Genomic DNA, 11,914 nt, shown 5'->3' on the forward strand with positions numbered 1-11,914 from the left:
ACCAGTTTCGGTGTGGACGACAGTCAGGCCGGGCACATCCGCATCAATGCCACCAATCCCGGAGAATACCGCGGCGATGAGGAGAAGGCCGCCTCCGGCATCGAGGGATTGCTCGACACCGGCTATGCGGTGACCGTGACCGCGGGCGCGCAGGGGACGCTGAATCGTCTGAAACGCGCCATCAACGAGACAGGCATCGCCAATTTCGATTGCGTCCGCTCCCGCGCCATCGACGGATTCGTCGACAACGCCGCGAAAATCGCATTGCTCACCGAACGCGACCTGACCGGCCGCACATCCGCCGTAGGCCAGGCGAAAACGCCGAAGCGTCGTCGCAAGGCCATCGACCTGATGGAACTGAAGGCCGGCGATTACGTCGTGCATGAGCAGCATGGCATCGGGCGGTTCGTCGAAATGCGGCAGCGCACCACAGGCGTCGGCGACCGCCGTGCCACGCGTGAGTATCTGGTCATCGAATACGCGCCCAGCAAGCGTGGGGCGCCTGCCGACAAGCTGTTCGTTCCCACCGACCAGCTCGACCAGATCAGCAAGTACATAGGCGCCGAGGCTCCGAAGCTCAACAAGCTGGGCGGTTCCGATTGGGCTGCGACCAAGGCAAAGGCGCGCAAGCACGTCCATGAGATCGCCGACGATCTGGTCAAATTGTATTCGGCGCGGCAGCGGACCCCGGGCTACGCGTTCAGCAAGGACACGCCATGGCAGAAGGAGCTGGAGGACGCCTTCCCGTATCAGGAGACCGCCGACCAGCTGACCACCATCGACGAGGTCAAGGCCGACATGGAGAAGCCGGTCCCCATGGACCGCCTGATCTGCGGCGACGTGGGATTCGGCAAGACCGAAATCGCGGTGCGCGCCGCGTTCAAGGCCGTCCAGGACTCCAAGCAGGTCGCCGTGCTGGTGCCGACCACGCTGCTGGTCCAGCAGCATTTCGAGACCTTCACCGAGCGTTTCGAGGGATTCCCGGTGAACGTGGCGGCCATGAGCCGCTTCCAGACCACCAAGGAGATCAACGAGACGATCAAGGGTTTGGAGGATGGCACGGTCGACGTGGTCATCGGCACGCACAAGCTGCTCAGCCCCAAGGTCAGGTTCAAGGACCTGGGACTGGTCATCATCGACGAGGAGCAGCGCTTCGGCGTCGAACACAAGGAAACGCTGAAGGCGTTGCGCACTAACGTGGACGTGTTGAGCCTGTCGGCGACGCCTATCCCACGTACGTTGGAGATGGCGGTCACCGGCATCCGCGAGATGTCCACGTTGGCCACGCCGCCCGAGGACCGTCTTCCGGTGCTCACCTACGTCGGCGCCTACGAGGACGCGCAGGTGACCGCCGCGATCAGACGCGAGCTGTTGCGCGGCGGCCAGGTGTTCTACGTGCATAACCGCGTCGAGGACATCGCCTCCGTCGCGGCGAAGATCCACGAGCTGGTGCCGGAGTCGCATGTCGGCATCGCGCACGGCAAGATGGGCGAGAAGCAGCTTGACGGCGTGATCCGCGATTTCTGGCATCGCGACATCGACGTGCTGGTGTGCACCACGATCATCGAGACCGGCTTGGATATCTCCAACGCGAACACGCTGATCGTCGACCATGCCGACCGTTTCGGCCTCAGCCAGCTGCACCAGCTGCGCGGCCGCGTCGGACGAGGCCGCGAGCGTGCCTACGCGTACTTCCTCTACGACCCGACCAAACCGATGACGCAGCAGTCGCATGACCGTCTGGCCACCATCGCGCAGAACACGGCGTTGGGATCCGGCTTCGATGTGGCCATGAAGGACCTTGAGCTTCGCGGCACCGGCAACCTGCTGGGCGACGAGCAGAGCGGCCATATCGAAGGCGTCGGGTTCGACCTGTACGTGCGTATGGTCTCCGAGGCCGTCGAACGGTACAAGGAGCCGGAGCGCGCGGAATCCGTGGCGGTGACCATCGATCTGCCGATCCAGGCGTCCATTCCCGTCGATTACATCGATTCCGACAAGCTGCGTCTGGAGGCATACCGCAAGCTGGCCGCCGCGGCTTCGGAATCGGATCTCGACGAGCTGCGCGACGAGCTTACGGACCGTTACGGCAAGCCCCCCGTCGATTTCGACGCGCTGTTCGACATCGCACGGCTGCGCTTCAAGGCGAGAAAACTCGGCATCACCGAAATCGTCTCGCAGGGACGCAACGTGCGCGTGGCGAAATTCGAGCCGCGTGAATCCGTGCAGATGCGCATGGCCCGCATCTACCGGGGCGTCCAATACCGGCCCGTCACCAAGACCTATCTGGTCCCGGCCCCGTTCGCCGGTTCGTTGGGCTCCGGTCCGATGCGCTCCGAGGAGATCATCGCATGGGTGGGCCAACTGCTCGATGACTTGGATTGGAAGCCCGCGCCGCGCGCGTGAACGGAGGCCGACACGGTTTATGTGAACGCTCACATAAACCGTGTCGGAATTTGCCATACGTCCACAAAACGCACTATTCTTGGCATTGTCATCACAACCTAATGTTTATAAGGAGTAGTTGTGGCAGTAATTGAAAGCGTTTACGCGCGTCAGATTCTCGATTCCCGCGGCAACCCGACCGTTGAGGTCGTTCTCGACACCGAAGACGGTGCTCAGGGCCTGGGCCTCGTCCCGTCCGGTGCTTCCACTGGTGAAGCCGAGGCTTGGGAACGCCGCGATGGCGACAAGTCCGTGTACCAGGGCAAGGGTGTTCTCAACGCCGTCAAGGCCGTGAACGAAGAGATCGCTCCGAAGGTCATCGGCATGGACGCTTCCGACCAGCGTGCCCTCGACGAGACCATGATCGAGCTCGACGGCACCCCGAACAAGGGCCGTCTCGGCGCCAACGCCATCCTCGGCGTCTCCCTGGCTGCCCTGTACGCCTCCGCCGAGTCCGCCGGCCAGCCGCTGTACCGCTACATCGGCGGCACCAACGGCCACATCCTCCCGGTTCCGAACATGAACATCATGAACGGTGGCGCCCACGCTGACTTCGCCACCGACATCCAGGAGTACATGATCTCCCCGTACGGCTTCAAGACCTACAGCGAGGCCCTGCGCGCCGGCGTCGAGGTCTACCACACCCTGAAGAACGTCCTGAAGAAGGAAGGCCTGGCCACCGGCCTCGGCGACGAGGGCGGCTTCGCTCCGAAGATGAAGTCCAACAAGGACTCCCTGAACTACATCATGGACGCCATCTCCGCCGCAGGCTACGAGCCGGGCAAGCAGATCGGCATCTCCCTGGATGTGGCCTCCTCCGAGTTCTACAACAAGGAGACCGGCAAGTACCACTTCGAGGGTGACGACCGCGAGGCCGGCTACATGCTCGACTTCTACGAGAACCTGATCAACGAGTACCCGATCGTCTCCATCGAGGACCCGTTCCAGGAAGAAGGCTGGCAGGACTGGGCCGACATCACCGCCAAGCTCGGTGATCGTCTGCAGTTCGTCGGCGACGATCTGCTGGTCACCAACCCGGCTCGTCTGCAGAAGGCCATCGACATGGGCGCCGCCAACTCCCTGCTGGTCAAGCTGAACCAGATCGGCACCGTCACCGAAACCCTGGACGCCATCGAACTGGCCACCGCCAACGGCTACACCTCCATGGTCTCCCACCGTTCCGGCGAGACCCCGGACACCACCATCTCCGACCTGGCCGTCGCCAAGAACACCCGCCAGATCAAGACCGGTGCCCCGGCCCGTGGCGAGCGTATCGCCAAGTACAACCGCCTGCTCGAGATCGAGGAGGAGCTCGGCTCCACCGCTCAGTACGCCGGCTACAGCGCTTTCAAGGCCTGCAAGAAGTACATCGCCAAGTGAGCGTTCGCGCATGAAGCGCGTGCGTGAGTAGGAATGCCCGTCGTGTTCTCGTCGAACGCGACGGGTATTTTCATTGCTATGAGTTCCAAGACGCGTAGGAAAACACCAAGAAGCCGCAATGCCGGACCGGTTACGTTCTTCGTGTCGCTGTTCATCGTCATCCTCGGCACCATCCAACTGGTTTCCACATTCCACACATATGCGTTGAATCTCGCGGAGCTGAACGGATTGAAGAAGCAGGAATCGGCGTTGATCGCGCAAAAGCAGGAGCTGGAGAACGACATCGACCGATGGGATGACAAGGCCTATATCACCGCGCAGGCCAGAGACCGGCTCGGATTCGTGTTTCCGGGCGAACAGGCCATTCGCGTCGAACACCCTGAGGCGGTGACCGGAAAGACGGTGAAGAAGCAGGACTCATCCGAAGACCGCTCGCAGAAAACCGTCCTGCCGTGGTACAAGGAAATGGCCTATTCCTTCAAGCAGGCCGACCAGACCGGCAACGACAAGACGAAGTCATCGACCGACACGTCACAGAACGAATCCCAGGAAACCGAATCCCAGAACGCCAGCCAACAGCAGTCAGGAGAACAATAAGTGGCACAGGATACGACGATCGACGAACAAGCCAGGGAACTGGCGCGCGGAATCCTCGCGCGACCCGCCACGGAAGAGGACATCGCCATCGTGGAGCATCAGCTTGGACGGTATCCACGCGGCATGGTGGCCGTCGGCGCGCGCTGCGTCTGCGGACGACCGCTCGCAGTGGTCACCAGGCCGCTGTTGCCGGGTGGTGTGCCCTTCCCGACCACCTGCTATCTGACCGGTCCCGAAGCGGTGAAGGCGATTTCGCACATCGAAGCCGAGGGCAAGATGAAGGAATACAATGATCTGCTCGGAGAGGATGCCGATGTGCGCGCGGGCTACGAACGCGCCCACAAGCTGTATTTGGCGTTCCGTCACGAGATCGCCGTCGCGATGGGCGACAGCGAGGAGCATATCCTCGGCACCAGCGCCGGTGGCATGCCCGTGCGCGTCAAGTGTCTGCACGCGCTGCTCGCCCAGACCTTGGTGATGGGTGAGGGGGCCAATCCGATCGGAGACCTGGCGCTGCGGGCGATCACACACGAATTCGACCCGAACGTATGCCGTTGCACGGTCGAAAACAACGACTGAATACCGGAAGCAGAAAACGAAGAAGGCATGATGAAGTCTGTGATGGTGGCCGGTGTCGATTGCGGCACGAATTCCATTCGTCTGAAGATCTCCCGCGTCGACGAACAGGGAGGGGTCGAGGACGTCGTCCCGCGCATTCTGCGGGTGATCCGTCTGGGGCAGGACGTCGATAAGACGCACCGTTTCGCCGACGAAGCGCTGGACCGCGCCTATGCGGCCGCACGGGAGTTCGCGGACGTGCTCGCCAAGTATCCTGTAGATGGCATTCGTTTCGTCGCGACCTCGGCCACGCGCGATGCGTTGAACCGTGAGGAATTCGAAGACGGCATCGAAAGAATCCTTGGTGTGCGACCGGAGGTCATCCCCGGCACCGAAGAGGCCGATCTCAGTTTCCTGGGCGCCACCAGCATCGTGCGTCGTGATGTGCAGGCGCCTTACTTGGTGGTCGATCTGGGCGGCGGCTCCACCGAACTGGTATTGGGTGGCGACGGTGTGTCCCACCCGAGCACGCAGGTGCAGGCCGCGTATTCGATGAACATCGGATCGGTGCGCATGACCGAACGCCATCTCAGGAACGATCCGCCGACGCAGACGCAGATCGAGGAGGCCATCGCCGACATCGACGAGCATATCGACAAGGCGTTCACGACAGTGCCCGCAGGCAAGGCGCGCACCATCATCGGCGTTTCCGGCACTGTGACCACCATGACCGCATTGGCCATGGGCTTGGACGAATACGATCATTCCGTGGTGGACGGCGCGCGATGCACACTGCAGGATGCCTACGCGGTCGACGACAAGTTCCTGCACATGCCGCGTGAGGAACGTCTGACATACAAGACCATCCATCCCGGCCGTATCGACGTGGTCGGCGGCGGCGCCCTGGTATGGAACCGTGTGCTGGCGAAGGTGTCGGCGGCGGCCTTGGCGGATCACGGCCAGGCCATCGATTCGTTCATAGCCAGCGAACACGGCCTGCTTGACGGCATCGTGCTGGATTACGGCAAAAGATTGCTTGCCGCGCGCTGACGTGGCATAATGGCTAACGCCGGTTTCCGGCGCAAGGCCTCCATGGCGAAATTGGTATACGCAGTCGACTTAAAATCGACCTCTTCGGATTGCGGGTTCGAGTCCCGCTGGAGGCACTTTTCGGATAGCATTGGCGAAACAAAAGACGGTTACACTGTCGGACATTGACGTTGTAACCCCTTACGTGGAACGGATATGACATGAATCCGAAGGATATCGAGCCCGTAACCGATAAGTCCGATGGCGCGGTTCCCCTGATGCTCTCCCAGACCATCATCGTCGCCGGCGTGCTGTCCATTGGCGAATTGGTATGCTCGCCATTGTACTTCACCTTGCTGCGGGGTTCTTTGGCATTGATTCCTTGGGCTCTGGAAGCCGTATTCATGGCCGTGGCGTTCACCTTCGTGGTGGGATTCGCATTGCTGTGGTGCGCGGAATCGTTCACTTTCAGATTGCGCGAGCGGTTCCGCCAGTTCGGATATGCGGCCGTGGGCCTTGTCGGATACGGCGCGTGGAGCCTGCTGGTGTTCACCGCCACCATCAATTCCATACTCGCCAAAGTGGGGGAGGACGTGCTCACCAACGGGCAGGTCGGCGCGGTCGCGCTCAACGGAGCCGCATTGGGATTCGTGTCGTTCCTGCTTGCGAAGATGCTGGATGCCAGGCTCGGCAGGCGCAAGGTGTGCGCGATTGCGGCATTGGTCGCGGAGATTCTTGTGGCGATTGTCGGCCTGCTGATTATGATTCGTATGTTCTCTGTGTTGTACTGACGGTGTCCGAGACGTTGCGGCACCCTCTGGATTTTGCAAGGTGGGCGATCGTATGTTCAGCGTGCTCGACATGTTCACAATCGGCGTGGGACCGAGTTCCTCGCATACCGTCGGACCGATGGTGGCCGCTCGCAGATTCGTCGTTTCGCTGCGGAAGACCGGCAGCCTCGACAGGGTCGCCCGCGTGCGCGCGGTTCTGTACGGCTCTCTGGCGTTGACCGGACTCGGGCATGGTTCCGACAGGGCCGTGATGGCGGGACTTGAAGGCGACACCCCGCAGGACGTGGACACGGAACACATGAACGGCATCCGCGCCGCGTGCGAGCGTTCGGGCGGTCTGGCCCTCGCCGGAACGCATCGCATCGGGTTCGATTACGCGCGTGACATGGTGATGGACGGATGGCATCGCATGGCCGCGCATCCCAACGGCATGCGTTTTCAGGCGTTCGACCATCAGAACAATCTGGTGGACGAGCAGGTCTGGTATTCCATCGGCGGCGGCTTTGTCCGGCAGGGCACCGCCGAGGATGCGATGATCGGCATCCATGAGCGTCCCCCACGGGGAACGACGCTTGCCGATCAGCATGAGGATGTCTCCGAGAACACCGACGAAGTGCCTTATCCGTTCGCGACATGCGATGAATTGATCGCATTGTGCGAGGAGCATCATATGAGCATCTCCGAAATCGTCTGGGCCAATGAGACGTCCATGCGCCCCTCGGCGCAGGTCCGCGCCGAACTGGACAACATCTGGCAGGTGATGCGGGAGTGCGTGCTGCGCGGATGCAACACGCGGAAGACGGTCTTGCCGGGCGGTCTCGACGTGCCGCGACGGGCGCCGAGGATGTATGCGAGGCTCGCCTCCAACAGCGATGTGCTCAACCGCGCGGGCGTCAGCGGACAGACCGTGCTGGAGTCGTCGGATGCGGCATGGGTGAATCTGTTCGCATTGGCGGTTTCCGAGGAAAACGCGGGCGGCGGCCGTATCGTCACGGCGCCGACCAACGGCGCGGCCGGGGTCATTCCCGCGGTGCTGCACTATTACTGGCATTTCGTCGATCGCGCGGACGCTGATGGCGTGGCCGGATTCCTGCTGACGGCCGGGGCCGTGGGCTATCTGTTCAAACGCAACGCGTCCATTTCCGGCGCCGAGGTCGGATGCCAAGGGGAGGTCGGCACGGCATGCTCCATGGCCGCGGCGGGATTGTGCGCGGTGATGGGAGGCACGCCCCGGCAGGTGGAGAACGCCGCGGAGATCGGCATCGAGCACAATCTCGGACTGACCTGCGATCCCGTCGGCGGGTTGGTGCAGATTCCCTGCATCGAACGCAATGCGATGGCCGCGAACACCGCCATCAACGCGGTGCGTATGGCCATGCTGGGAGACGGAACGCATATCGTCAGCCTCGATCAGGCCATCAAGACCATGAAGGACACGGGCGAGGACATGATGGCCAAGTACAAGGAGACTTCGAAAGGCGGTCTTGCCGTCAACGTCGTTGAATGCTAGCGGTGATTGGTGCTAGGCTAAGGGGCATTGCGTTTTTCAAGGAGGTTCATCATGACGTCTGCAATGCCTGTCGTCAACGCCGAGTTCGGCGATCGTCCGACCATCGAATTCCCGTCCGAAACCGCTCCGGCCGGTCTGAAGGTCGTGGAATTGTTCGAAGGCAATGGTCCGATGGTCCGCCGCGGCGACACCGTCACCGTCAACTACCATGGCGTCGTCTGGGGTAAGGACACCCCGTTCGATTCGAGTTTCGACCGTCACCAGCCGGCCAGCTTCGGCATCGGCGTGGGCCAGGTCATCAAGGGCTGGGACCAGACCGTTCCCGGGCACAACGTCGGTTCCCGTCTGGTGGTGTCCATCCCGCCGGAGTACGGCTACGGTTCCCGTGGTGTTCCGCAGGCAGGCATCGGCGGCGACGACACGCTCGTGTTCGTGATCGACATCATTTCCACCCGCTGAGAAGGCGGTATCATCTCTTTCCAGGTAGGAGGCAATATGGCCGAAGAAAAGACGATCCTGCTGACGCAGGAAGCGTATGACAAGATGAAGGAAGAGCTCGCTTGGCGTGAGGGCGAGTACCGTGACGAAATCCTTTCCAAGGTCTCCGCGGCGCGCGCCGAGGGCGATTTGAGCGAGAACGGCGGTTATCAGGCCGCGCGCGAGGCCCAAAGGGTGAACCAGGGACGCATCGACGAACTGACCGTCAAACTGCGCAACGCGAAGATCCTGACCGCGCCCAAGGCCGGCGAGGTCGGCGATGGCTCCGTGGTGACGCTTGACCTCAATGGTCGTGAAATGGTGTATGTGCTCGGCACCCGTGACCTGTCCATCGCCACCGACTACAACATCATCAGTCCGGAATCCCCGATCGGCGCCGCGATCGACGGCGCCCATACCGGCGACACCGTGACGTACAAGGCTCCGAACGGACGCGAGATCTCCGTCACCATCAAAGACGCGAAGCCGCTCGTCTGAGGTTTCCGCCATAGCATGCCGAGGGCCGGCCATCGTAAGGATGGCCGGCCCTCGGCATATAACGAACCGTGGATTGTGTCGCTGGCCACGGTCATGCGGAAGGCCACAATTGCACGATCACCATATAGATGGCCACCATGTGGCAGGCGTATCCGGCCACGGTGCCTGTGTGGAAGATCTCGTGGAATCCGAAGACCCGCGGCCACGGATCCGGTTTGCGCAGTGCGTAGACGATGGCGCCGGCGATGTAGCACGCGCCGCCGGAGGCCAGCAGCACCACCACGGCCGGTCCCGCGTATGGGGACTGCCAGAACAATCCCATGAACGTCACGCCGGAAACGCCGAAGATGATGTATACGAGCACGTACAGCCAACGTGGCGCGTTGATCCAGATGACGTGGATGACCAAGGCCACGATGGTGCAGGTCCACATGCCGGCGATGATGGAGTTCCTCCAGAACGGCGCAAGTGCGAAGGAGACGGGAGTGTACGTTCCCGCGATGAGCAGGAAGATGTTCATGTGGTCGATGCGGCGCAGCACGTCGGTGACGCGGGGCGACCAGTCGCCCAGATGGTAGCAGGCGGAGTTTCCGAACAGGATCAGCGAACAGGTCATGAACACCGCGCACGCCCATTTGAGCCCGGTGCTGTGGGCGAGGCAGATGAGCACGATGCCGGCGGCCAGCGCCAGGGGAGTGGCGACCGCATGGATCCATCCGCGCATCGCCGGCTTCGGGCGGCCGTGCACGTCGAGCCGGATTTTACGTTCGATCCGTTCAGGGGCGACGCCTTCGATCCTCGCGGCGCGCGCCTCGCCCTTCGCTATGGCGAGCTTCGCCCGTTCGTCGGCCTTTCTTCTGATGTTCTCCGCCTTGTTGCGCGCCTTCACCCGTACCATGTCGGCCTTCGCCTGAAGCGCCTGTTCGCGTGCCTCGGCGATGATGGCGCGTTTCGTTTCGATTTCCTGTGCTGTGGGTTTCGCCATGCGTGCCTCCACTATATGTTACGGAACCGTAACCTACGTTATCGTAACCACGGGATATGTCAATCCACATCCCAGAATAGTTGTCGTTTCACCTCGCAAAAGCTCCTGAGAGTTGCGTATGATGGAGCACATGGCTGATTTCTCACATATTTTGACGACGCGTCCCGATTTCGATGACGAAGATCGTGAATGGCTGCATCATCTTGTGGCTGATTGGCAGGTGATCGCCGATTTGAGCTTCGCCGATTTACTGTTGATTCTGCAAAACGGAGAGGGCAAGTACATCGTCGCGGAACAATGCCGTCCGTCCACGGTGATGAGCCTGAGAGCCGAGGATGTGGTGGGCGATGTCGTGCCGGAAGACATGAACGCCGAGCTCGATGCGGCGATGGCGTCGGAATCGGTGTTCCGGTCCACGGTGCTGCGCAATGTCGGATCCTCCACCGTCTGCAATGTATACGCTCCCGTGCGGCATAACGGCAAGACGCTCGGCTTGGTCGTCAGGGAGACCAATATGGCCACGCGCGAGTCGAACGGACGCTACGAGTCCGAAAGCATCGGGGCGGGCAAGCAGCTCTACGAGATGATTCCGCGCGGACAGTTCCCTTATCTGAATCCTGTGATGAACCAGCGCCACAACGCCCGCGTCTCGGATGGCTTCATCGTGCTGACGGTGGACGGCATCGTGCGCTATGCCTCGCCCAACGCCGTGAGCTGCTTCCGTCGCCTCGGATCGCTCAGCACCATGCAAGGGGAGTATCTGAGCGAAATCGGCACCCAGCTGCTGCATGAGAACGACCCGGTGCTGGAGACGCTTCCGCTGGTGCTGAGCGGCAAGGCCGCGGTCGATTCCGAATTGGACGCCAACAAATCCGCGGTCTCCATGCGTTCGTTGCCCTTCATGGACGCGAATGGCCGTGTGGGTGCCGTCGTGCTGTGCCGCGACGTCACGGAATTGCGCCGCCGTGAGCAGGAGCTGCAGACCAAGGACGCGACCATCTCCGAAATCCACCATCGTGTGAAGAACAATCTTCAGGCGGTATCGGCATTGTTGCGCCTTCAGGCCCGCAAGACCAAATCCGAAGAGGTCAAGAAGGAGCTCAAAGAAGCCCAGCGCCGCGTGCAGACCATCGCCATGGTGCATGAGGGGCTGAGCCAGACCGCCGATGAGATCGTCGACTACGACAAGGTCATCTCCAGTCTGCTGAAAATGGCCGTCGATCTGGCCACCATGCGCGACCAGCACATCGGCATCGACTTCATAGGGAAATTCGGCATGATGCCGGCGCAGGACGCCACGCCGCTGTCGCTGGTGCTGACGGAACTGATCACCAATTCCGTCGAACATGGTTTCGAAGGACGCAAGGAGGGCCACATCACGATTTCCGTGGGACGTGGCGGCAACAACCTCAACGTCGTGGTCGAGGACGATGGCACCGGTCTCGCCGACGAGGAACATGACGGCATGGCGCGTTCCTCGGGTTCGGGTCTGGGAACGCAGATCATCAACACGTTCGTCACCAACGATTTCGGCGGCACCGTCAAATGGCAGCCGCGCCGCGGCGGCGGCACCCGCGTGGTGCTTGACATGAAATTGCGCGCGGCCCAGGACTGACGCCACAGCGCATATGCGAAGGGCCGGCC

General features: G+C 61.8%; 11 protein-coding genes and 1 tRNA gene. 11 read left to right on the plus strand and 1 reads right to left on the minus strand.

Translation table 11 applies throughout. The features are described from left to right. From mfd to B3C64_RS07150, 10 genes are all read left to right on the plus strand, one after another. The coding region (gene mfd, locus B3C64_RS07105; RefSeq protein ID WP_291534706.1) for a transcription-repair coupling factor at positions 1-2,406 on the plus strand (2,406 nt) is incomplete at its 5' end. A gap of 120 nt (positions 2,407-2,526) precedes the next feature. Further along, positions 2,527-3,825 carry a phosphopyruvate hydratase gene (gene eno, locus B3C64_RS07110; RefSeq protein WP_291534707.1) on the plus strand — a complete coding sequence of 433 codons (1,299 nt, stop codon included), beginning with the start codon at positions 2,527-2,529 and terminating at the stop codon, positions 3,823-3,825. A 78-nt stretch (positions 3,826-3,903) separates the two neighbouring features. Next, on the plus strand, positions 3,904-4,422 hold the full coding sequence (locus B3C64_RS07115; protein WP_291534709.1) for an FtsB family cell division protein: 519 nt from the start codon (positions 3,904-3,906) through the stop codon (positions 4,420-4,422). Positions 4,423-4,440: 18 nt separating this feature from the next. Beyond that, positions 4,441-5,001 (plus strand): DUF501 domain-containing protein, encoded by a 561-nt coding sequence (locus tag B3C64_RS07120; RefSeq protein ID WP_291534818.1) that lies wholly within the window; start codon positions 4,441-4,443, stop codon positions 4,999-5,001. 30 nt (positions 5,002-5,031) lie between these two features. Beyond that, on the plus strand, positions 5,032-6,030 hold the full coding sequence (locus tag B3C64_RS07125) for a Ppx/GppA family phosphatase (RefSeq protein ID WP_414632182.1): 999 nt from the start codon (positions 5,032-5,034) through the stop codon (positions 6,028-6,030). 36 nt (positions 6,031-6,066) lie between these two features. Next, a tRNA-Leu gene (locus B3C64_RS07130) sits at positions 6,067-6,146 on the plus strand. A gap of 84 nt (positions 6,147-6,230) precedes the next feature. Next, complete coding sequence (locus tag B3C64_RS07135) at positions 6,231-6,800, plus strand: cadmium transporter (RefSeq protein ID WP_291534711.1); 570 nt, start codon at positions 6,231-6,233, stop codon at positions 6,798-6,800. Positions 6,801-6,852: 52 nt separating this feature from the next. Further along, on the plus strand, positions 6,853-8,310 hold the full coding sequence (locus B3C64_RS07140; RefSeq protein ID WP_291534819.1) for an L-serine ammonia-lyase: 1,458 nt from the start codon (positions 6,853-6,855) through the stop codon (positions 8,308-8,310). Between the two features lie 51 nt (positions 8,311-8,361). After that, positions 8,362-8,769, plus strand: a complete 408-nt coding sequence (locus B3C64_RS07145) for an FKBP-type peptidyl-prolyl cis-trans isomerase (protein ID WP_291534712.1) — start codon at positions 8,362-8,364, stop codon at positions 8,767-8,769. 36 nt (positions 8,770-8,805) lie between these two features. After that, positions 8,806-9,285, plus strand: a complete 480-nt coding sequence (locus B3C64_RS07150; protein ID WP_291534713.1) for a GreA/GreB family elongation factor — start codon at positions 8,806-8,808, stop codon at positions 9,283-9,285. Positions 9,286-9,376: 91 nt separating this feature from the next. Here the strand turns inward: B3C64_RS07150 and trhA are convergent, their stop codons facing one another. After that, on the minus strand, positions 9,377-10,270 hold the full coding sequence (trhA, locus tag B3C64_RS07155) for a PAQR family membrane homeostasis protein TrhA (protein ID WP_291534714.1): 894 nt from the start codon (positions 10,268-10,270) through the stop codon (positions 9,377-9,379). A 130-nt stretch (positions 10,271-10,400) separates the two neighbouring features. On the opposite strand from trhA, the gene B3C64_RS07160 reads away from it, so the two are divergent. Further along, positions 10,401-11,885 carry a sensor histidine kinase gene (locus B3C64_RS07160; protein WP_291534716.1) on the plus strand — a complete coding sequence of 495 codons (1,485 nt, stop codon included), beginning with the start codon at positions 10,401-10,403 and terminating at the stop codon, positions 11,883-11,885. The last annotated feature ends 29 nt before the right edge of the window (positions 11,886-11,914 follow it).

It is taken from the genome of Bifidobacterium sp. UBA6881, assembly GCA_002451435.1.
In the GTDB taxonomy this organism is placed as follows: Bacteria; Actinomycetota; Actinomycetes; order Actinomycetales; family Bifidobacteriaceae; genus Bifidobacterium.

Bases quoted from the DNA above. Each gene is read 5' to 3' on its own strand.
- B3C64_RS07115 (WP_291534709.1), top strand. From the start codon at position 3,904: ATGAGTTCCAAGACGCGTAGGAAAACACCAAGAAGCCGCAATGCCGGA.
- B3C64_RS07125 (WP_414632182.1), top strand. From the start codon at position 5,032: ATGAAGTCTGTGATGGTGGCCGGTGTCGATTGCGGCACGAATTCCATT.
- B3C64_RS07135 (WP_291534711.1), top strand. From the start codon at position 6,231: ATGAATCCGAAGGATATCGAGCCCGTAACCGATAAGTCCGATGGCGCG.
- B3C64_RS07140 (WP_291534819.1), top strand. From the start codon at position 6,853: ATGTTCAGCGTGCTCGACATGTTCACAATCGGCGTGGGACCGAGTTCC.
- B3C64_RS07145 (WP_291534712.1), top strand. From the start codon at position 8,362: ATGACGTCTGCAATGCCTGTCGTCAACGCCGAGTTCGGCGATCGTCCG.
- B3C64_RS07150 (WP_291534713.1), top strand. From the start codon at position 8,806: ATGGCCGAAGAAAAGACGATCCTGCTGACGCAGGAAGCGTATGACAAG.
- trhA (WP_291534714.1), bottom strand. From the start codon at position 10,270: ATGGCGAAACCCACAGCACAGGAAATCGAAACGAAACGCGCCATCATC.
- B3C64_RS07160 (WP_291534716.1), top strand. From the start codon at position 10,401: ATGGCTGATTTCTCACATATTTTGACGACGCGTCCCGATTTCGATGAC.